Genomic DNA, 20,490 nt, shown 5'->3' with positions numbered 1-20,490 from the left:
GTCTTGCATTTCCCATTAATTTACTATACATTTGCTTGCAGTTATTAATACAAACATGGTTTATACTTACGTACATCATTTTCATTTGCATCATCGCCATTGTGGCGATATGTTAATTTAATGTGTTCTTACGTAGAATACCTTCCCTCTTGTTTGATTTCTTATTATTAATAATTTACTGCTAACATTTATAAAGCGTTGAAAAATCTTAAAATTGCTATCCAAAAATCGGGTAGGTTAAACGAAAAATCTGTTCAATTACTGAAAAATTGTGGATTAGACTTCGAGAACTACAAAAGCTCTTTAATCACAACTGTTGGGAATTTCCCACTGGAAATATTATTTCTGAGAGATGATGATATTCCGGGATATGTGGAACAAGGCATAGCCGACCTGGGCATCGTCGGTGAAAACATCATCGATGAGACCGAATCCAAAGTAGAATACATCAAACGGCTTGGTTTTGGAAAATGTACTTTGAAACTGGCTATTCCCAAAGATAGCACCATCCAAGACATTAAAGACCTTAACGGCAAAGCAATCGCAACCTCTTATCCAAATATACTAAAGAATTTTCTAGACGAGTATAAGATTAATGCAGACATCCGTTTGATATCCGGCTCAGTTGAGATTTCACCTGGCTTGGGTCTTAGTGATGCGATCTGCGATATCGTATCTACCGGAGGAACACTAAAAAGCAACGGTTTGAAACCCTTTGCTGATGTCAAAAATTCAGAAGCCATCTTGGTGGGAAGAAAGGGATTAGAAGGCAATGAGGTTTTGGCTGAGTTAGTACAACGTATTGAATCTGTTCTTTTAGCAAAAGAAACGAAATATGTGGTATTGAATGTCGAAAAGAAAAATTTGCCAGCCATCACTTCTTTATTGCACGGTGTTAAGAGCCCTACGGTTGTTCCATTGGCAGAAGAAGGTTGGGTAGCCGTACACACCGTTATCACGGAAGATGACTTTTGGGATAAGATCAATAAGTTAAAAGCTGAAGGTGCCCAAGGTATCGTTGTGATGCCCATTGAAAAAATCATTCTTTAAACTTGATGCACGTATACAACCATGTTAAAAAAATATGATTACAAAACGTTAGGAAAAACCGAAATCCAGCAACTGGTTGCTAGGAATACGGATCCAAACAATGCAATACAAGAGGTTGTCCAGGAAATTATCCAACAAGTACGCCACCAAGGTGATATCGTATTACGCGAATATGCGGCCAAATTTGATAAAGTTGAACTTGACAGATTATATTTAGACGAGGAAGATATCGACGCACTGGCATCTACCATCGACCGCGATCAACAAAGAGCTTTGGAAATCGCGTTTCAAAATATACATAAATTCCATAGTACACAATTAAAAAGGGAGCGCACTGTTGAAACGATGCCCGGCGTAAAATGCTGGCGCGAGGTTCGCCCTATTGAAAAAGTTGGCCTTTATATCCCAGGGGGATCAGCGGTGTTACCTAGCACACTTTTAATGCTCGGTATTCCTGCGAGAATAGCTGGATGTAAAGAGATTGTCGTTTGTTCTCCTCCACAATCCAATGGGAAAATCAATGGCTTCGTTGCTTTTTGTTTGAAATTACTTAAAATAAACAGAATATACCTCGTTGGAGGCGCTCAAGCCGTTGCTGCTATGGGTTTTGGGACAGAAACTATACCAAAAGTCGATAAGATATTTGGCCCAGGCAATCAGTTTGTGACCAAAGCAAAATCCATTATACAAGGTCTTGCAAATGTTAGCATTGACATGCCGGCCGGGCCATCGGAAGTACTGGTCATCGCTGATGAGTCGGCTAATCCAGCATTTGTCGCCGCAGATCTTTTGGCACAGGCCGAACACGGAGCCGACAGTCAAGCTGTCCTGGTTGCAACTTCCACCACTATAGTTGATGCCGTCAATACAGCGTTGGTAGCCCAATTAGCGGTTTTACCGCGCAAGGAACTTGCTGCAAAAGCGATTGAAAATTCCTACGCAATAACTGTTGAAAATCTTCAGGAGGCCTTACAGTTTTCAAATGACTATGCACCGGAACACCTTATTTTGGAGACCGACCAATGGGAGTCCCTAACACGCTATATCAGTAACGCTGGTTCGGTTTTCTTAGGTCACTTAACCCCTGAAAGCGCAGGAGATTATGCCTCAGGTACAAATCACACGCTTCCTACATCGGGATATGCACGCTCCTACTCCGGCGTATCGGTAGATTCTTTTGTGAAAAAAGTTACTTTTCAGCATATAAGCGAAACCGGACTTCAACAAATCGGGTCGGTAGTTGAAATACTCGCTGAACTCGAGGGCCTGCAAGCGCATAAAAATGCAATTTCTATTCGGAAGAAAGGATAAAATAGAAACTCTTGATATCACAAAAAAGGCTTTACGATGTAAAGCCTTTTTTGTGATACTGATCTTTCGAATATTCATGACTAATGTTGACTGCATTACCTTCCGAAGGTGTCATAATTATCCGTTGCATATTTTTCAAATCTAGTCAGCAAAGCTATATTATCTTTTTCTAAGGGACTTAAGTCAGCAGTCACATCTTTTGAAATAGGCACATACCAATCTACAGGCTCAAAAAACTGACGAATGCTAGGTTTGGTAAACGCATAGCCATGTCGGGCAAAAATCGTATTCCGAATGATCTCCAGATCTAATTTCTTGAGGTTTTTCAGGTCTTTCTCCGTCAACTTTTGTTTAGATGCATTTACAGTAAAGACCGCAGGGGACGCCGATCGATAGTATTGAATAATGTAAGTATAAGTTGAATCTCCATCCACATCAGTCTCCTCCTTTCTTTTTTCGTTAATCCAGTCGACCAAAGTTCCGTCTTCTCCATCCTGATTTTTTAGCATCAGATTTGGATTATAGGCGAACTGCTTTTTCAACAATTTAAAGCTTCGCTTTTTGATCTTTACTCCTTGGTCATATGCGGTCCAATTGCCTATTAAGGTATCGTGATTAAGCTTAATTTCAAAACGCCCGTCAGATTTTTTGTCACCGGGCTCATCCAATAATAACCGGATATCGGCACCATTTTCCTCCAGCTTACCCACAAAAGAACGCAGATTTCCTTTGACAACATTCTGTCCGAAGATATTACCCTTATCCGTAATTTTTTTTATGGTCAAATTTATCTTCGGAGAATAATCTGTCGTGGGCAGCCCTTCTCCTTCTTCCAAGGTGTTTTCATCCACAACAAATTCGCCGACCCAGTTACCATAAAGTTCCTGATGTGCCTCAGCTTCGGCCACAACAGTATCTTTTGTTTCGGTGGCTTCATTCTTTTTGCTTTTCCCGTCCTTGCAACCAAGGATTGCTCCAAGCATTAACATTAAACAAAGGTTCTTCTTCATAATTTATGATTTTTTTGATAAATAATAAATTCCGCCAACAACAAATTAGGGATCCATCCCAACCAGGCAATAATTTGATAGAGATCCATTGGATTGGGCTGAAACAGGTATACTAAAGCGAGCTTCCAAAAACGCAAGGTCAACGCAGAACAGGTTAGGGCAAAACTACGGATCATAAAATCACGGTGTTTATCAAATTTTCGCTGGCTCGCCAAACGAACTGCCCGCCAGGTGAAATAGAACCATCCAAGCCCCAATAATTCAAAGGCAATAATGGAGGTTAACCCGCCATTTGCCACGGATCCAATAAGCAAACCTGAAGGAGCTGCAAAAACCAAAATGGCAAATACATACAAATACCCGATACTTCGATGGACTCGCGGATATTTATTCAAGAGATTAGTATTAAACTGGGTAAAGCCTGCAGGCAAGGCAAAGATAGCGGTGCAGACATGGACATAAAACACGTAGCGATACCACCAAAGTTCTTCAATTTCTGTTTGCTTAATCATCAGGAAATTGGCATCGAGTGAGAAACCACGATAGCGAAGTGTAATTTCTGCCATCAGCATACAGCTATAGGCAAAAATTAAAAGCCAAAATCCTTGTAATATCGAAAATTGCGCTTTTTTAAACATATCGCTTTCTATTTACTCCGGATCGCTTCTACCGGATCCAATCGAGAAGCCATTAGCGCCGGAACAATACCTGATATGAGACCAATAAACGTCGAAAGCGAAACGGTAAGCATAACCATTTTCAAACTTACGACAATAGCAACGCCAGTCGCAGCTTGCACTAGAAACGCCAAAAAATAAACAACAACGAGGCCTATTCCTCCTCCCAACAAACATAGTACGATAGACTCGACTAAAAATTGCGAAAGAATAAAGAAATTTTTAGCCCCCAGCGCTTTCTGGATTCCGATGATATGCGTACGCTCTTTGACACTGACAAACATGATATTGGCAATACCAAAGCCACCTACTAAGATCGAAAAAATACCGATCGAAAAACCTGCAAGATTAATTATTCCAAAAAGCTGATCCAGTGCACCTGTAATCATTGTTGTCTGATTAATGGAAAAGTTTTCCTCCCGCTGTGGCGCTATACGACGAATCGAACGCATGAGTGTCTTCGCTTCGCTTTCCGCCTCGCCAAGCGTATAGTTCGACTTAATAACCATCGCTATGCTTGGGGAGAAATTATCATAGTTGACCAAATTTCTTGCAAGCTCAAACGGAATAAAGGCGGTATCATCGGGTGAAGTATTGATCAATACTCCATTTCCTTCTTTCTTTAATACACCGATAACCTGTATTTTTCGGCCTAACATATTGATATATTTGCCAACGGGTTCCTCATTCGGAAAAAGCCCTTCTGCAATATTTGCGCCCAGTACCGTTACAAGCGCACCACCTCTCGACTCACTTTCAGCAAAGTAACGACCATCCACAATATTTAAATTTTGAATGTACAGGTTCTCAAAGGTGGCTGCATTGACCGATGAACCTTCGGCCGAATTATTTTTATATTTTATAGTCGTATTACCGATATTGATCATGTACGCCATATACTCGGCCGTCGTCATTCGACTTCTTAAGTCCAGATAATTATTGTATGTGGGTTCGGGTCTATTCAAGTATTTCCACCAAGGGAAATTTGGTCCGCCATCCCAGGGCCATTTTTCTATATAAAGTGTTTTGCTACCTATTTTCTTTACCGACTCCTCGATGTTATTCCGAAGAGTATCTACTGCAGAAAAAACACCAATAATCGTAAAAATACCGATAGTTACACCTAACAGCGACAGTAGGGTGCGTGTACGATTGTCTTTTAATGCCGAAAATGCAAACTGACAACTCTCCAATATCAATCTAAAGAATAGCATAATTGTATTCTAAAATACAATATAGTTTTGATTTAATGTCAAAATCGTCAAAAATATATACATAAATTAGAAATATGCCCTTTCTATACCCGAAAAAGTTATAACTTTGTATGCTTTTTGCAACCTAGTATTTGGTGCACTGTAATGCACTGAAAGGCAGACATTAATATATATATTATTAAAGATGAAGTTATCTCAATTTAAATTCAACTTACCAGAATCATTACTTGCTTCTGAACCCTCTGAAAATCGTGACGAATCGCGCTTGATGGTCCTACATAAAGATACTGGTAAAATTGAACACAAAATTTTCAAAGATGTATTGGATTATTTCGATGACAAAGATGTCATGATCTTAAACAATACTAAAGTTTTTCCAGCACGCCTTTACGGTAATAAAGAAAAAACTGGAGCTACGATTGAAGTTTTCTTGTTGCGTGAATTGAACAATGAACTTCGTCTTTGGGATGTATTGGTAGACCCTGCACGTAAAATCCGTGTGGGCAACAAGTTATATTTCGGTGATGATGACTTATTGGTTGCCGAAGTGGTTGACAATACAACTTCGCGTGGCCGTACAATTAGATTTTTATTTGAGGGTACCGACGAAGAGTTCCGCCGTAATATTGAAATCTTAGGTGAAACTCCACTTCCTAAATATATCAAACGTAAAGCTACACCGGAAGACAAATTCCGTTACCAAACTATTTACGCAAAGAATGAAGGTGCTGTTGCAGCGCCTACAGCAGGACTTCACTTCTCAAGAGAGTTAATGAAACGCCTGGAACTAAAAGGCGTTGATTTTGCAGAGGTGACCCTTCACGTTGGTCTTGGAACTTTCCGTACTGTTGAAGTGGAAGATTTAACCAAACATAAAATGGATTCCGAACAGTTCATCATTACCGACGAAGCTGCACGCATTGTCAATAAAGCTATCGACAACAAACGTCGTGTGTGTGCTGTAGGAACGACTTCTATGCGCGCAATAGAATCTTCTGTTTCTGCAGACCATCACTTAAAAGCGGCAGCTGACTGGACAAGTAAATTCATCTATCCTCCTTACGATTTTAGTATTGCAAACTCGATGATTACAAACTTCCATACGCCAGAATCCACTCTTTTAGTGATGATTGCTGCGTTTGCAGGCTACGAAAATGTAATGAATGCCTATGAAGTTGCTGTAAAAGAAAAATACAGATTCTACAGCTACGGTGACGCCATGTTAATTGTTTAATAACGTGGCTTAAAAGATAAAATAAAAAACGTGGATAGCCTCAAACTATCCACGTTTTTTAAATAATAACCTTTCAATACTAACATGAACTTTATAATTATCGTTGCTGCCGGAACCGGAAATAGAATGAATAGCGATCTTCCAAAGCAGTTTCTTGACTTAAATGGACTGCCGATTGTTATGCATACAATTAATCGTTTTTGCCAATCAGAAACTATTTCGGAAGTTATTCTGGTCATCAGCGAGCCAATGGAAAGTTTTTGGACCGAATTGTGTTTGAAGCATCAGTTTGATCGCCCTATACATATCGCCTTTGGCGGACAAACCCGCTTCGAAAGTGTAAGGAACGGAATAGATTACATTGAGCAAAATTTTGATATCGGTCCAAAAGACTATATTGCGGTGCACGACGGAGCGCGGCCTATCATCACTGAAGCTCTCATTAAAAAAGCCTTCCAGGGGGCGTATGACCATCAGGCAATTGTCTTAGCACAAAAGAGCATTGAATCAGTTCGGATGGGAGACACCACAACCAACTCTGCTGTCGATAGAAATCATACCTGGTTAGTACAAACTCCACAGGTTTTTCATGGAGAATTGCTTCTAAAGTCCTATAAACAAGCTGAAGATCCCCTTTTTACAGATGATGCCTCGGTGGTAGAGAAAATGGGCAAGCGTATCGCTATCGTTGAAGGTGACCCCAGAAATATAAAAATCACCTACCCTCAAGACCTACAAATTGCCCAGTTCTATCTGAATTTAATTTAATGGGTTAAGCATTGCCACGAATAACGCGTAATAAAACCACAATAATTGCAATGACTAAAAGGATGTGGATAATGTTATTGCCAGCCGCATAACCTCCAAAAAAACTTATCGCCCAAATGATCACTAAGATAACGGCGATGATATACAGTAAATTTCCCATTTCTTTATAATTTAATACCTAAATCTATTTTTTACAGGTATAACAACGAAAAAAGAACTATAGTTTTATTTTAAATGGATTAGCTAATTTGAAGCTGTAATCTATCGTAAGCTAGAAACATATTTTCGGGCAATTCTCTGGAAACAGCCTCATGTAGTCCCATTCGATGCCCTATATGTGTAAAATAGGTTTTATCGGCATGAATATCATAGGCAAATTCAATCGCCTCGTCCAATGTTAGATGTGAAATATGAGATTCCTTTTGCAAAGCATTTACAACAAGAACCTTTACTCCTTCCAATAATTTCCGTGATTCTGCGCTGATAAATTTCGCATCAGTAATGTAGGCGAAATCGCCGATCCTAAAACCCAAGACTGGCATTTTATAATGGAGAACCTCAATAGGCATAATTTCTTTTCCAAATAAAGACAAGGGTACACCGGCCTTTATCTCCTCCAAATCTAAGCTCGGAGCTCCGGGATATTTAACGTCAGTAAACGCATAATAAAATTCTCGTCTGATCGCTTCATGGAGGGCAGCTGTACCGTAAATAGAAATTGAGCTATGCTGTTGATAATTAAATGCCCTTACATCATCTAAACCGGCAATATGGTCTTTATGCGAATGTGTCATCAGCACCGCATCCAAATGCATAACTTTCTCGCGCAACATCTGATACCTAAAGTCTGGGCCAGTATCCACAACCATTGTGTGTTGATTGTATTCAATAAGAATAGAAGAACGTAATCTCTTATCACGTCTGTCTTCAGATTGACAGACCTGACATTGGCATGCAATTACAGGCACCCCCTGTGATGTTCCGGTTCCTAAAAATGTTATTCTCAAGCTACAATTTTTGATTTCAATACTTCTTCATAAATCGGAAGAAGTTTTTCAGAAATGGCCTCCGAATCAATTTCAATATCCAATAATATATTCCATAATGACTGGATTTTTATTTCAAGATTCGAAAACTTATTGACTACTACAACTTTTGTCGTCTGCAACATACAAGCGCCTGTACGGAATGAGCCTTTCTCGTATCTAACTTTATACCCTTGCTCCTTAAAAAACTCTTCTAACTTAGTTAAACTGCTTTGTGTAAACGGCAACAAAATCTCTCCTTCCTTTTAAATTTCTACCTCAGTATTCCAAACTTAGATAAATTTGATTTTATATACAAATAAAATCACTGCTACTCATCAACGCGCCAACTTAAGAATCTCATTGCCAAAAGTATCCCAGCTGTATTTCCTTTTTTCATCGATAATATTCGTTCTAAATTGCTCTTCTTTGTTGTAATGGTAAAAAGAGAAAATACCTGAAGCAATTTCATCAGGATTGGGCTCCACAACATAACCAACATAGCCATCTTGAACCAATTCCGGCAATCCCCCAACATTACTCACAATCATGGGAAGATCAAAATGATAAGCAACTTGGGTAATTCCACTCTGCGTAGCGCTACGATAAGGCAACACAACGCAATCCGCAGCCGAAAAATAACGTCCCACCTCCTGATTTGGAATAAAATCGGTATGCATATAAATAAACTCTTCGAGTTTATACTTTTTTATAAGCTCCAGATAGGGAGCAGGATCGCCATAAAATTCTCCGGCAAGCAATAATTTAACACCGAGATCGCGAACCTTGGAATGAGCTAATGCTTCGAGCAAGAGATCTAAGCCCTTGTATTGACGAATAAAACCAAAAAACAATACGACTTTATCCTCTTCGGCAATCTTAAGTAATCGACGTGCTTCCTTTTTACTCTGATGCGCACCATAGTTATCGTAGAGTGGATGCGGCGTATATACCGCTGGCATTTTCGGGCTTAACATTTTCAGATCTGCCAGCACACTTTTACTCATCGTGAGACAAGCATCAACAGATTTCAAAAAGTAGCGGATCAACGTCTTATCACCTATGCGTTGTTCATGAGGGATTATATTATCAGCGATACATACAATTTTAGTATGTTTATTTTTTCGAACCTGCCGCTGGATCGTGCCCAAACAAGGCCCAAAAAATGGCATCCAAAATCGCACAATAAGCAAATCATAGTTCGCCTTCCGTAGCTCTCTACCAACCTTTATCCAATTAATTGGGTTAACAGAATTCACTGTTGTTTTAATATGAAGACCGGTTGGTGCAGGCTCATCGGAATATTGCGACTTCCCGGGGAAAAGAAAACTGGGATACTGTAGACTAAAGGAATAGATATCCACTTCATGACCTAACTCCTGAAAATGGAATGCCAATCGTTCATTAAAAGACGCTATCCCCCCTCCCCTCAATGGATAGGCGGATCCTAAAATCACAATTCGCATAATTATTTAGATGACTTTCTCAATTTGATAATCATTCCGATCGGAGCTGCTTCTAGAGACTAACTCTGCCAAGAAACCAGTCAGAAATAATTGTGTTCCCAAAATAATCGCTGTCAGCGCAAAGAAAAATAATGGTTGATCGGTTATATCTCTAAATGGTGTACCGCTAGCTATACTCATCAGTTTGTGGCAAATCAGATAAATGGAGATAAATAAACCTGCAAGAAAACTAATCACTCCCATAACACCAAAAAAGTGCATTGGCCTTTTCGCAAATTTGCCGACAAAAAATATGGACAATAAATCTAAGAAACCTTTGACAAAACGGCCCGGTCCAAATTTGGTTGTACCATATTTACGTGGATAATGCTGAACAACCTGTTCCTGTATATTGGTAAATCCAGCCCATTTCGCAATAACGGGTATATAACGATGCATCTCGCCATACACCTCGATGTTTTTAACAACATCTTTTTTATACGCTTTAAGACCACAGTTAAAATCATGCAGGTTATGAATACCAGACATGGATCTGGTTACCCCATTAAACAATTTGGTTGGGATTGTTTTGGTCAATGGATCATAGCGCTTTTGCTTCCAACCCGATACTAAATCCGCTCCCTTGTTCACGATCCGGTCATATAGTTCAGGAATCTCATCCGGGCTATCTTGGAGATCCGCGTCCATGGTAATAACCACATCACCCTGCGCAGCAGCAAAGCCTACATTCAAAGCGGCAGATTTCCCATAATTGCGTCGGAACTTGATCGCAGAAATATTTGTGTTCTTTAACTTCAACTCTTCAATAACTTTCCAAGAATTATCTTTACTCCCATCATCAACTAAAATAATTTCATAGGAAAAATGATTGGCCGCCATAACACGGTCGATCCAAGCTGTCAATTCGGGTAAGGATTCTTCTTCATTAAATAAAGGGACAACAACAGAAATATCCATGTGAATGTTAATCATGCTAAAAATGTAGTATTATAATACCAACAAAGGTATTACTTTTTCAGTAATACCTTGTAGGAACAATGTTATTTTGTTAGCCACTAATTGGCTTCTTGTTTAATCACCAATTTTTCTCGTTTTGTCAGGGCCGATAACAGCAACGCAAAAACAAATTGAAACATTAATGTAATCGCCAGTCCTTTGAACACCTGTCCTAAAGTAATTTTACCAATTGAATCAACTTGCTTTTCAAGTTCTGCGATTTTTGAATCTATAACTTCATCTGGCACATTGTTTTTCTCCATATACTCTATAGTAACGTTAATTGTATGCGTCACCACCTTTTCTTGTAAAGTTGGGTTAATGAAATTAACATACAGTTGCGTACCAATAGTGGAAATAATCGTAGAAATCGCAAGCATCATAAAGATCGATTTCAATGCGATGGAAAAATTCCAGTATCCGCCATTTGCTTTCCTGAGAGAGAACGCAAACAATGCAGAAATAATAACAAAAACACCAGTATTGACAATAAATGACATCGACATCACCCCCCAAAAGGAATTTAAGTCTTTGACAACAAACAAAACAACTAATCCTAGGATAAAAGAAATTATTCCTAAAATAACACCATAGATAATACTTTTCTTTTTGTCGATTACCGCATCAAATCCTACATTACTTTGGTTGAATGAATCTGCCATAAAATTATTTGTTATAGTAAGTACTAATTATTTGGTAAAGGGCGATATCGAAAGCCTTATTGGAAGAAGCCTCAGCATACTCTTCAAATTGCTTTTCGGTTGGTTTCAACTCACTAAAGAAACTCATAATAGGATAGAAAAGCTCATAAACTTCGCTTCTCGGATTTATTCCTTTACCTACTTTTGCTATTTCAGCATACGGACTATCTACTACGATTTGATTAGCAATGATATCTTCATAAATTTCATGTTCGTCTTGGAATTCATCTTCATCGACCAATAAAAATTCTTTTAAGAAATCATCCAGTTCAGGCTCAATTTCATCGTCCTTACATTCCCCTAAATAAAGAAAAATATTCAACAATTCCGTTCCACGATCGATTGTTTCATCTTCGATCGCTTCCCATTCTTCAGAATCCAAATAATCGTCTTCCAATTTTAATACGTCATTGGAGAAAAAGTTCATCAATAAAAGATCGACATATACTTCACGAAGTTCGTCAAACAATGGATAGTCATCAAAAGACTGATCCAACAGTTCTAATTTCTCTAGATAGCTGGCCTCCGTATTGAATACGTTAAGAATCTTATCAAGAAACTCTGGGGCTGTCGAAATTCCATCAACCTTGCCATAATTTAATATACCTGCCTCAACGGCTGCTTTAACATTTGCTTCCATGGTTTTTAATCGTTTTTAATGATTTGACTATTATTGATGACCAATTCGACAGCTCCTTTTAAGGTCTGCCCAAATAAGGGAGAATTTTTTGATTTGGATTTATTGGTTTTCTCATCGAAATTCCATGTTTTCAATGGGTCAAATAAGACAAGATTAGCTATTGCCCCCACTTCAATCTGAGGCACTTCAAGTCCTAAAATTTGTCTCGGTCGTACTGACAAACTATTTACAATCTGTTCTTCATTTAATCCGGCGCGAATTAATAGCGGTAATACAGTCTGCAATCCAATAATACCATTTTTCGCAATATGGAATTCGACATTTTTAAATTCTATTTCATGCGGTGTATGTTGCGAAACAACGGCATCGATAGTACCGTCCTTAATTCCCTTCAGTAATACCTTAAGATCAGCTTTTGTGCGTAAAGGCGGGCTCACCTTATAATTACTATCAAAACCGACAATATCTTCGTCCGTAAAAACCAATTGATGCGCAGCGACATCACATGTCACTGGGAGACCTTTTGCTTTCGCCTTTTTTATCAGATCAACAGCCTCTGGTGTACTAATGGATGCGAAATGAATAGGAGCTCCGGTATATTCCGCCAAATAGAGGTCACGAGAAACCATTAACGATTCAGCAAGATTGGGAATCCCCTTCATTCCCAAATAAGTACTCATTGCGCCCTCATTCATTTTGTTTCCACCGGCCATAGACTCATCTTCGGCATGTGAAAAAATCAACCCTTCAAATCCCTTAGCATATAGCAATGCTCTGCTCATTAATCCCGCTTGTTGCACACTTCTGTTTCCATCACTAAAAGCAACAGCACCTGTCTGTTTCATATCAAATAACTCAGCCAGTTCTTTTCCTTCTCGCTTTTTGCTGATGGCCCCTATTGGGTGTACATCAACAACATTCCCTTTCGCCGTATTGACAATAAGTGCAACCTCAGACCGGCTTTGAATAGCGGGTTCAGTATTCGGCATTACAGCTACTCCAGTAAATCCTCCCGCTGCTGCTGCTGCGGTCCCACTTACAATGTCTTCCTTGGTTTCTAGTCCAGGTTCCCCAAAATTGGCATGTAAGTCAAAAAAACCTGGCGCTAAAATTTTTCCGGCACCATCGATGGTCTCTATGTTTTTATCAGCTACTTTGACAGATTTTCCAATCTGCGCAATCTTCCCCTTTTCAATAAATACATCAACTTGCTGCTGATGAAATTCATGACCAGGTAAAATTACTTTAACAGAAGTAATCAATAAGCTTTTCATATATGAATGTGATTGAATTTAAAAGGATACAACTTATTTATCGAAGCATATAGCGTGCGTAGTGTTAACAGACAAACGGTGGCTTTATCACTATAAATCATATAGCTGAAAATAACTTTTTCGCGTGATGCCTGTGATTGCTTCATTTCGAGAAACAAAGTTACAAAATACAAATTTATTAAAGAACATTAAAAATAGATTTCAACGAGGAATAGCTAGGCATTTTCTCCCCACTGATAATGTTTAAATTCAAATCCGGCAAGACTCAAAATGCGATCAACTACAGTTTCTGCTACATCTTCCAGTGTCTTTGGCAAACTATAGAATGAAGGAGATGCAGGACAAATGATTCCTCCCGCCTCTGTCACCAATTTCATATTTTGAATATGTATAATACTTAGCGGTGTCTCACGGGTAACCAAAATCAATCTTCGTCGTTCTTTTAGCATTACATCTGCCGCACGAGTTGTCAGATCAGAAGAAATTCCGTGGGCGATCCTTGATAATGTCCCCATTGAACACGGACAGACAATCATCGTATCATAGCGAGCCGACCCGGATGCAAAAGGAGCAAAGAAATCACCCTTATCGTAAAATTTGAACGGTACATCCTGATAACTCTCATCGCCTAACTCCGCACGCCATACATCCTTCGCATTATTCGACATTACAATTCCAACTTCTGCGATCTGTGTTTTTAATACCAATAGTTTTTTAAGTAAAACTTTAGCGTAGATTGAGCCGCTAGCTCCGGTAATGGCAATAACAATTTTTCTCTTAGACATCTCTTTTAAAATAATAAAAACAAAGCTATAAAAAAAGGGTCGTAGTGAGAAACACCCGACCCTACATCTACCTATGAAAAACATGCCCTTGGGAGGGGCTTAACAAAAGTACATCTACTTTTTAATTTACAAAAACATTATGCGCATTACTACACATTTGTGTATATAAAATACCCCAAAAATAACTTTTTCCCGGATTTTAAGATCCAATTCACCTCGTAAAACCACCCTTCTTCTAAATTTCAGTTCAATCCCAGGCAAAATTAAATACAAATATTTTCGCAAATCAGACATTTATTCTCATCAATAAAGTCTATTTTAGTGACAACGTTAGACAATTTGTTAAGACATGAACCTTTCCGTTTTAGAACAATATATTGAAGAAGGCAGAAGCCATGATATCGACTTATTATTGATTGGAAATCCCGAGCTTTTACAAGAAACAACGAGTCATGGAATTTCTCCCCTCCTATTAGCTTGCTATTATAACAAACCCCAGATCATTCGGGTACTTTTACAACACACCAAATCCATGACTATCCATGAGGCCTGTGCGGCTGGGTTAACCTCATACGTGGAGGCTATTATTTCGCAAGCTCCATCTGTTGTCAACGAATGGTCATCACAGGGTTTTACGCCATTGACCTTAGCCACCTATTTCAACAAAGCAGACATTGTCCGTCTTTTACTATCCAAAAAAGTTAATCCAAATGTCGTAACCAAAAATGAGCAACTCACCACCGCGTTACATATTGCTGCGGCAAACAACAATGAAGAGATCGGTAAGTTGCTTATCGATGCTAATGCAGATGTCAATGCCATTCAAGCTACTGGCGAAACCCCACTTCATTTCGCTGCGCAATTTGGTAATATCGATTTTATAGTTGCCTTACTCGAAAATGGGGCCGATACCAGAGTCATCAATATCTCAGGATTAGCTCCAATGGATATGGCATATGAAAAAGGCCATAAGGAGATTGCAGAAATTTTAAAGAATTAATTTCTTTTTAAAATTTCGGTTCCAATGCTGCAATGAAGGCAGCGCTTCCTATCACAATAAAATCGCTTTAACTGCAAAATTCCTTGACTTTGCAATGCGCTTTGAACAGGCCAATCATATTGAGCAAATTGTCTCACAACAACATTTTTTTCTGCAGGAAGCTGCTCCAAAAGATCTAAAGCTTTATCCATATAGGATTGAATACTAAAATATTTCCCGTATGAAAAAAGAAATACGATAATCACATTAATAACAAGCGTGTCAATAGTTTCTTTACCTAGACGAAGCGATGTTTTTACCTTCGTTTTGGTACCGAAAGATAAATATCCCCCCAAATAATCACCCGGCGACTCTATCTTAAATAATTTTCGAGCAGCCTCCAAATCATCCACAGCCAAAATCTTAGCAACTCCCAGCTCGTTCTTACTAAACAAAAGAGCTAATTGCGTGATTCGCCGTTCGGGAAAATTATAAGGCCTCATTCTCATCCTTTTCCATACCCCATAAATAGTCTCTATACCGTGAATATGTTTTTGATACTCAAATTCACCAACTAGCCGTTCCATATACTCGCTTTCTTGTCCTTGAATTAATAGCCGGCTGATCCCAAAGAAAAGAGCCTCTATTTTAAACAGGTTTGAACGATATTTTTGTAGAATGCTCCAGGGTAATTTTTCCCCAAGCTCCTGAAATGTATCTGCATTAACTTTCAATCCCATACATCTGCAGATCCATACCCATAGAGTTTTTTCCCAATCCGTATTAAATTGCTTTAAAATCACCAACATTTGTTGAACCTTCATTTCCAGGCGTTCAATAGCTAAAGTACTTAGCCACATGGATTTTTTAAAAAGATCAATAGAACCAAGCTGAAATTCACAAGGTATCGAACTTTTTGTATTCATCATCGCTGAATACCGTTCCAACAGATGCTTTTCCACATATTCCGAAAGCACCAATGTCGGTATCGATGTCCCATCATTCCGGAAGCTAACCTTATCATTTTTCCAAACTACATGTAAAATAACGTTGTTATAAGCGACATCTTCTTGATGACCATGTCGATCCCAATCCGAAGATTGGATATGCATCTCGACATGACCAAACCAATCATCGCCTTTATACCTGATATGTGACATGAGAAAATCGGGACCTGAATCTGTGTTGTATTGCCCCACATGAACAACGGCCAAGGGCTCTCCATCGGTAGAATTCAACCCATTTGCACGGAATAGCCGAAGTTTCCAGATAAACTGCATTAAGTTTTCTGTAACTAACATAATTGTAATTTTAAGATTAAACTAACCGGCTATGGCTTATAATATCTTAAATATACAATTTAATAATTACTGTTTCTTATAGATTTTTAAAAGATCATTGGAAACCAATTTGCTTTCTAGCAGTTGTCCCTTAAATTGAGGCGCCTCAATCCCGTTCAATAATGTTGTTTCAGACTCAAATACCCTTGCCTCATCCCAGAGGCCCGCATCGACAAACATTTGCAGGGTAGCACGCCCCCCTTCTATGATTATTGACTGAACATCCATTAAATAAAGTTGATAAAGAATACTCTGCGGTAGATATAACCCATAGTTTTCAAGCTCAATATACTTCACATTTGCTGTCCATTCTGTCTTTTTAGCATTGAACACAATTGTATCAGCTTGCTCATTGAGAATATTGGCATCTAGCGGAATAGCAAGATCTCTATCTAAAAGAATACGCAATGGGTTTTTGCCCTGCCATTCTCTTACGGTCAGACTGGGATTATCTACGATTGCAGTATTTGTACCGACCAAAATAGCATCTTCCTCCGCTCGCCAACGGTGAACCAACTGTTGGCTTGCAGCATTACTTATCCAAACCTGCTTACCTTCTTGCCCTATAAAACCATCCTTGGTTTGTGCCCATTTTAAAATAACGTAGGGACGAAATTGACCGATACGGGTAAAAAACCGACGGTTGAGCCATACGGCCTCTTTTTTCAGTAAACCAATTTCAACCTCAATACCAGCTTCCCGTAGTATTTCTACTCCTTTGCCATTGACCTTTGCGAAAGGATCCAAACAGGCTATAAAAACTTTCAACGGTTTCAGCTCCGCAATCATATTTGCACAAGGCGGTGTCTTTCCATAATGCGCGCAAGGTTCAAGGCTGACATAAAAAGTACTTTCTGCGATAAGCCGTTTTGCTTCTTCCCCATACTTTTGCATAACCTGTTGTACAGCATTGACCTCAGCATGCGGCCCACCATACGGAGAAGTATACCCTTCACCGATAATTTTACCGTCCAAAACAATGACAGCCCCAACCATTGGATTGGGACTCACTGAACCCGCCCCCATTTGGGCCAGTTCCAAACAACGATGCATATATTGCCTGTGCATATCCATAGATACAAATCTATGAAAATCGTACCTTTGACACATGAAAATACTTCAAGATTTCGAATTATTATTTCAACATGAGCTTCAGGAGTTATATGATGAGGATGAAATAAAAGCTATATTCTTAGTGGTTGTTGCCGAAAAGTTTGGGTTAAATAGAACCAATTATCAATTGAGAAAAACAGCTATCGTCAACGAGGCGGATAAGGCTGAAGTACTTAGCATCCTTCAGGATCTAAAAAAGAACAGACCTATACAGTATATACTCAATAAAGCAGATTTTTATGGTGAAGTTTTCCAGGTCAATGAATCTGTCCTCATTCCACGCCAGGAAACTGAAGAACTTGTCGATCTGATCATCAAAAACCACAAATCTTCTCAAAGCCTAAAAATTATAGATATCGGAACTGGATCTGGCTGCATCCCTGTCATCTTATCAAAGCATCTTATTAATGCCCAAGTAACCACGATGGACATCTCAAAAGAGGCGATAAAGACGGCACAGGAAAATGCTAGAGATTTAAAAACTCAGGTTCAATTTATCAATGCGGATATATTTGAATGGGAATACATTTTCTCCGACCAACAATACAATATCATTGTATCCAATCCACCCTATATAACCCCGGGAGAAAAGCAGCATATGAATCAAAACGTATTGGCTTATGAACCTGAGCTCGCATTATTCATTGAAGAAAGTGCTCCGCTGATTTTTTATGATGTTATTTCATCCTTTGCACTGAAACATTTAGCTCCAGATGGAGATCTATATTTTGAAATCAATCAATATCTCGGTGCAGAAATGAAAGAACTTATGGTCAAAAAAGGATTTGAGCAGGTCAAACTCATAAAAGACATCAATGGAGCAGACCGAATAATCCATGCAAAAAAAGCGCGATAAAAAATAATCCGTTTATTTATTAAGCAGTTAAGGCCTTTTCGTCAAAATTTGCACGCAATAATTTGGCATATATCAAAAGAAATTCTACCTTTGCATCACTTTCAAAAACAGAAAGGATTCCGTAGCTCAGCTGGTAGAGCAATACACTTTTAATGTATGGGTCCTGGGTTCGAATCCCAGCGGGATCACAAAAGAAAAGCTAATCGCAGGATTAGCTTTTCTTGTTTTAAAGCGATTAGGATTCGAAAGAAGGGTCGGCCGGGTTCGATCCAATGGAGGCTTAGGGATCATACCGAAAGTTTGGGGGAGGAGAAGTTTTTAAGCATACAATTTCATTACTCTATATAGGAAGAATGTGGTGTCCCTTACACCGCGAAAGACACTCCTGAACGCTTTGAGCTTTGCATTGAAAGATTCTGCTGAAGCATTGGTGCTTCTATTGTCGAAGTAGTGTAGAATGTATTGATGATGCGCTGCAATGGATCTTGCTACGCTCTCAAATGAAGCGATGCCCGCATTTTCAACCTGATTATGCCACAGTCCCAGTTTGGTAAATGCTATCTTTTTGTCCTGGCATTTATTGAATATGTCACCCAGGGCAATTCCAAGGTCATAAGCGAGCTTTAGCTTGGGAAACCGCATGAACAACAATTCAGCTCGGTGTTTCTGGTTTTCGGACCATCGGCTTGGGTGTTTGAACAAGAGGTGTCTGGATCTAGCCAGTAGCTGTTTGAGCGTGTCTCCATTAGGCAACAACTCGGGTTCATATGGGATTCCTCCCTTTCGCGATTCCATTATCTTCTTGCTTTCCGCATCCAATACTTCCCAACGATACTTAATACGAAGTTCCTGCACTGCATCGTAAGCTAACTTTTGGACATGGAACCGGTCGACCACACGCCTGGCATTCCTGAAACATCTACGGATTGCCTTGGCCATGTTCGGCGCCATATCCATGGTCACCTCCTTTACCTTATTCCTTGACCGTAAAGGTATTAACTCAAGAACAGTGATGATATCTTCGGCCTTGGTGCCCTTGATAGTCGCTAGGATCGTCCCTTTACCTCCTTTTGCCGATTTACTGCTAACAATGGTATATAATTCACCGTTGCTAAAACTGGTCTCATCGATGCTCAAGCGTTCAGAGATGTTCCCGGGGAAAAGAGTCCATCGCTCTGCATGTGGCTTTTGGCTCCAGTCATGGAAGTCACTGAGATGGTTCTTGTATTGATCCTGAAGTTGCTTGCCGTCCACCTGGAAGAATAACCCTACCAATTGGGCACTGACAGGATAGTTATCCAAATATCTTCTTTAAAAAAAGCCCGAATTCAGTCGTCATTCGAGTACCCTCACGCACCAGGTTCCAATCTCTTGTGATAATATCTCCCGTATCTAACACTGTCCAGCGGCGGCGGCGGATATGTAGAGTAACTTTCTGACCTCTAATGGGAAAGTCTGAAATCTCTGTGGAAGGCATAAAGCCCTTTGACTCCAACTTGCTGTTCTCATAGCCCGTTGGAGCAATATTAAGCTCGTCTAGATAAATGTGGAGCTGATTGTCAACCTGATCGACTTCTAAAATCTGAAAGTATTCTAAAAGCCCTTCGGGCATCAATAGGGATAGTAATTTACGTTCGGCGTCTTGCAAGGGATATCTGTATTAAACAAACTAAACTAGGAAATTTTTTGTATTCCCCCAAGAATTCTGCTTGATCCAGGCTTAGGGCTGTGCTTGGGAAATGAGGGGCTGAGCCAATCCCAGCGGGATCACTAAAAAAAGCTAATCGCAGGATTAGCTTTTCTTGTTTAACACTCACGGGAACTTCTTTTTGTTCTGAAAAAATTACCGGTAAAACCGAAAAGCTACAACAAAACCAATGCACAACCCCATTCAGCCTATAGTTTACCGATAATCTAATATTGGACTGTTTTCACAAAACTATTTTCATTATCAATTGTATCTATTTATACAGACAAAAATTTAAATGATGAAAAGGCAATTAACATACATAATAATGTCATCCTCTTTTTTCCTTATTACAAGCTGCTCC

The 20,490-nt window shown here is 39.3% G+C and carries 21 protein-coding genes and 1 tRNA gene; 7 read left to right on the top strand and 15 right to left on the bottom strand.

Features of this window, described 5'->3' with window-relative positions; translation table 11 throughout:
* Positions 1 to 198: 198 nt before the first annotated feature.
* On the top strand, positions 199 to 1,050 hold the full coding sequence (hisG, locus tag OK025_RS17030) for an ATP phosphoribosyltransferase (protein ID WP_046674456.1): 852 nt from the start codon (positions 199 to 201) through the stop codon (positions 1,048 to 1,050).
* Between the two features lie 21 nt (positions 1,051 to 1,071).
* The gene (gene hisD / locus OK025_RS17025; protein ID WP_317665559.1) at positions 1,072 to 2,361 is read left to right on the top strand and encodes a histidinol dehydrogenase; all 1,290 of its coding nucleotides are present in this window, start codon (positions 1,072 to 1,074) and stop codon (positions 2,359 to 2,361) included.
* 95 nt (positions 2,362 to 2,456) lie between these two features.
* On the opposite strand, the gene OK025_RS17020 is transcribed toward hisD, so the two are convergent.
* The 3 genes from OK025_RS17020 to OK025_RS17010 all read right to left on the bottom strand — a co-directional run bounded on the left by OK025_RS17020 (position 2,457) and on the right by OK025_RS17010 (position 5,262).
* Positions 2,457 to 3,371 carry a YARHG domain-containing protein gene (locus OK025_RS17020; protein ID WP_317665557.1) on the bottom strand — a complete coding sequence of 305 codons (915 nt, stop codon included), beginning with the start codon at positions 3,369 to 3,371 and terminating at the stop codon, positions 2,457 to 2,459.
* Positions 3,368 to 3,937 (bottom strand): DUF2306 domain-containing protein, encoded by a 570-nt coding sequence (locus OK025_RS17015; RefSeq protein WP_317665555.1) that lies wholly within the window; start codon positions 3,935 to 3,937, stop codon positions 3,368 to 3,370. The genes OK025_RS17020 and OK025_RS17015 overlap by 4 nt, the downstream gene beginning before the upstream one ends.
* Before the next feature lie 80 nt (positions 3,938 to 4,017).
* Complete coding sequence (locus tag OK025_RS17010; protein ID WP_317665553.1) at positions 4,018 to 5,262, bottom strand: ABC transporter permease; 1,245 nt, start codon at positions 5,260 to 5,262, stop codon at positions 4,018 to 4,020.
* A gap of 184 nt (positions 5,263 to 5,446) precedes the next feature.
* On the opposite strand from OK025_RS17010, the gene queA reads away from it, so the two are divergent.
* Together queA and OK025_RS17000 are read left to right on the top strand one after the other, a co-directional pair.
* On the top strand, positions 5,447 to 6,496 hold the full coding sequence (queA, locus tag OK025_RS17005; protein WP_317665551.1) for a tRNA preQ1(34) S-adenosylmethionine ribosyltransferase-isomerase QueA: 1,050 nt from the start codon (positions 5,447 to 5,449) through the stop codon (positions 6,494 to 6,496).
* A gap of 84 nt (positions 6,497 to 6,580) precedes the next feature.
* Entirely contained in the window at positions 6,581 to 7,264 is a 684-nt protein-coding gene (locus OK025_RS17000) for a 2-C-methyl-D-erythritol 4-phosphate cytidylyltransferase (protein WP_317665549.1), read from the top strand.
* A gap of 4 nt (positions 7,265 to 7,268) precedes the next feature.
* Here OK025_RS17000 and OK025_RS16995 read toward each other — a convergent pair whose 3' ends face one another.
* From OK025_RS16995 to OK025_RS16960, 8 genes are all read right to left on the bottom strand, one after another.
* Entirely contained in the window at positions 7,269 to 7,424 is a 156-nt protein-coding gene (locus OK025_RS16995; RefSeq protein ID WP_104382583.1) for a lmo0937 family membrane protein, read from the bottom strand.
* Positions 7,425 to 7,503: 79 nt separating this feature from the next.
* The gene (locus tag OK025_RS16990; RefSeq protein WP_317665545.1) at positions 7,504 to 8,271 is read right to left on the bottom strand and encodes an MBL fold metallo-hydrolase; all 768 of its coding nucleotides are present in this window, start codon (positions 8,269 to 8,271) and stop codon (positions 7,504 to 7,506) included.
* A gap of 356 nt (positions 8,272 to 8,627) precedes the next feature.
* Positions 8,628 to 9,755: a glycosyltransferase gene (locus OK025_RS16985; protein ID WP_317665543.1), complete on the bottom strand. Its 1,128-nt coding sequence runs from the start codon at positions 9,753 to 9,755 to the stop codon at positions 8,628 to 8,630.
* A gap of 6 nt (positions 9,756 to 9,761) precedes the next feature.
* Positions 9,762 to 10,712, bottom strand: a complete 951-nt coding sequence (locus OK025_RS16980; RefSeq protein WP_075993353.1) for a glycosyltransferase family 2 protein — start codon at positions 10,710 to 10,712, stop codon at positions 9,762 to 9,764.
* A gap of 98 nt (positions 10,713 to 10,810) precedes the next feature.
* Entirely contained in the window at positions 10,811 to 11,413 is a 603-nt protein-coding gene (locus tag OK025_RS16975; RefSeq protein WP_317665542.1) for a DUF4199 domain-containing protein, read from the bottom strand.
* A 4-nt stretch (positions 11,414 to 11,417) separates the two neighbouring features.
* The gene (locus OK025_RS16970; RefSeq protein WP_317665540.1) at positions 11,418 to 12,092 is read right to left on the bottom strand and encodes a hypothetical protein; all 675 of its coding nucleotides are present in this window, start codon (positions 12,090 to 12,092) and stop codon (positions 11,418 to 11,420) included.
* A gap of 5 nt (positions 12,093 to 12,097) precedes the next feature.
* Positions 12,098 to 13,366 carry a dihydroorotase gene (locus tag OK025_RS16965; protein WP_317665539.1) on the bottom strand — a complete coding sequence of 423 codons (1,269 nt, stop codon included), beginning with the start codon at positions 13,364 to 13,366 and terminating at the stop codon, positions 12,098 to 12,100.
* 215 nt (positions 13,367 to 13,581) lie between these two features.
* A complete protein-coding gene (locus OK025_RS16960; protein ID WP_075993357.1) occupies positions 13,582 to 14,151 on the bottom strand; it encodes a UbiX family flavin prenyltransferase in 570 nt (189 codons plus the stop codon).
* 349 nt (positions 14,152 to 14,500) lie between these two features.
* Between OK025_RS16960 and OK025_RS16955 the strand changes: the two genes are divergently transcribed.
* Positions 14,501 to 15,151 carry an ankyrin repeat domain-containing protein gene (locus tag OK025_RS16955; RefSeq protein WP_317665538.1) on the top strand — a complete coding sequence of 217 codons (651 nt, stop codon included), beginning with the start codon at positions 14,501 to 14,503 and terminating at the stop codon, positions 15,149 to 15,151.
* On the opposite strand, the gene OK025_RS16950 is transcribed toward OK025_RS16955, so the two are convergent.
* Together OK025_RS16950 and ribD are read right to left on the bottom strand one after the other, a co-directional pair.
* The gene (locus tag OK025_RS16950; RefSeq protein WP_317665537.1) at positions 15,148 to 16,431 is read right to left on the bottom strand and encodes a DUF2851 family protein; all 1,284 of its coding nucleotides are present in this window, start codon (positions 16,429 to 16,431) and stop codon (positions 15,148 to 15,150) included. The two genes, OK025_RS16955 and OK025_RS16950, sit on opposite strands and share 4 nt — an antisense overlap.
* Positions 16,432 to 16,497: 66 nt before the next feature.
* Positions 16,498 to 17,544, bottom strand: coding sequence for a bifunctional diaminohydroxyphosphoribosylaminopyrimidine deaminase/5-amino-6-(5-phosphoribosylamino)uracil reductase RibD (ribD, locus tag OK025_RS16945; protein ID WP_317665536.1), 1,047 nt, complete (start codon positions 17,542 to 17,544; stop codon positions 16,498 to 16,500).
* Between the two features lie 34 nt (positions 17,545 to 17,578).
* Here ribD and prmC point away from each other — a divergent pair, with 34 nt between their 5' ends.
* A complete protein-coding gene (gene prmC / locus OK025_RS16940) occupies positions 17,579 to 18,439 on the top strand; it encodes a peptide chain release factor N(5)-glutamine methyltransferase (protein WP_317665535.1) in 861 nt (286 codons plus the stop codon).
* 115 nt (positions 18,440 to 18,554) lie between these two features.
* A tRNA-Lys gene (locus tag OK025_RS16935) sits at positions 18,555 to 18,627 on the top strand.
* A gap of 130 nt (positions 18,628 to 18,757) precedes the next feature.
* Here the strand turns inward: OK025_RS16935 and OK025_RS16930 are convergent.
* Both OK025_RS16930 and OK025_RS16925 read right to left on the bottom strand, forming a co-directional pair.
* Complete coding sequence (locus OK025_RS16930) at positions 18,758 to 19,741, bottom strand: transposase (RefSeq protein ID WP_286896806.1); 984 nt, start codon at positions 19,739 to 19,741, stop codon at positions 18,758 to 18,760.
* Complete coding sequence (locus OK025_RS16925) at positions 19,734 to 20,087, bottom strand: transposase (RefSeq protein WP_286851555.1); 354 nt, start codon at positions 20,085 to 20,087, stop codon at positions 19,734 to 19,736. Before OK025_RS16925 ends, OK025_RS16930 begins: the two co-directional genes overlap by 8 nt.
* Positions 20,088 to 20,490: the final 403 nt, after the last annotated feature.

The organism is Sphingobacterium sp. UGAL515B_05 (assembly GCF_033097525.1).
In the GTDB taxonomy this organism is placed as follows: domain Bacteria; phylum Bacteroidota; class Bacteroidia; order Sphingobacteriales; family Sphingobacteriaceae; genus Sphingobacterium.
This window is presented reverse-complemented; position numbering and strand designations above follow the sequence as displayed.

Bases quoted from the DNA above. Each gene is read 5' to 3' on its own strand.
- hisD (WP_317665559.1), top strand. From the start codon at position 1,072: ATGTTAAAAAAATATGATTACAAAACGTTAGGAAAAACCGAAATCCAG.
- OK025_RS17020 (WP_317665557.1), bottom strand. From the start codon at position 3,371: ATGAAGAAGAACCTTTGTTTAATGTTAATGCTTGGAGCAATCCTTGGT.
- OK025_RS17015 (WP_317665555.1), bottom strand. From the start codon at position 3,937: ATGGCAGAAATTACACTTCGCTATCGTGGTTTCTCACTCGATGCCAAT.
- OK025_RS17010 (WP_317665553.1), bottom strand. From the start codon at position 5,262: ATGCTATTCTTTAGATTGATATTGGAGAGTTGTCAGTTTGCATTTTCG.
- queA (WP_317665551.1), top strand. From the start codon at position 5,447: ATGAAGTTATCTCAATTTAAATTCAACTTACCAGAATCATTACTTGCT.
- OK025_RS17000 (WP_317665549.1), top strand. From the start codon at position 6,581: ATGAACTTTATAATTATCGTTGCTGCCGGAACCGGAAATAGAATGAAT.
- OK025_RS16995 (WP_104382583.1), bottom strand. From the start codon at position 7,424: ATGGGAAATTTACTGTATATCATCGCCGTTATCTTAGTGATCATTTGG.
- OK025_RS16985 (WP_317665543.1), bottom strand. From the start codon at position 9,755: ATGCGAATTGTGATTTTAGGATCCGCCTATCCATTGAGGGGAGGGGGG.
- OK025_RS16980 (WP_075993353.1), bottom strand. From the start codon at position 10,712: ATGGATATTTCTGTTGTTGTCCCTTTATTTAATGAAGAAGAATCCTTA.
- OK025_RS16975 (WP_317665542.1), bottom strand. From the start codon at position 11,413: ATGGCAGATTCATTCAACCAAAGTAATGTAGGATTTGATGCGGTAATC.
- OK025_RS16970 (WP_317665540.1), bottom strand. From the start codon at position 12,092: ATGGAAGCAAATGTTAAAGCAGCCGTTGAGGCAGGTATATTAAATTAT.
- OK025_RS16965 (WP_317665539.1), bottom strand. From the start codon at position 13,366: ATGAAAAGCTTATTGATTACTTCTGTTAAAGTAATTTTACCTGGTCAT.
- OK025_RS16960 (WP_075993357.1), bottom strand. From the start codon at position 14,151: ATGTCTAAGAGAAAAATTGTTATTGCCATTACCGGAGCTAGCGGCTCA.
- OK025_RS16955 (WP_317665538.1), top strand. From the start codon at position 14,501: ATGAACCTTTCCGTTTTAGAACAATATATTGAAGAAGGCAGAAGCCAT.
- OK025_RS16950 (WP_317665537.1), bottom strand. From the start codon at position 16,431: ATGTTAGTTACAGAAAACTTAATGCAGTTTATCTGGAAACTTCGGCTA.
- ribD (WP_317665536.1), bottom strand. From the start codon at position 17,544: ATGGATATGCACAGGCAATATATGCATCGTTGTTTGGAACTGGCCCAA.
- prmC (WP_317665535.1), top strand. From the start codon at position 17,579: ATGAAAATACTTCAAGATTTCGAATTATTATTTCAACATGAGCTTCAG.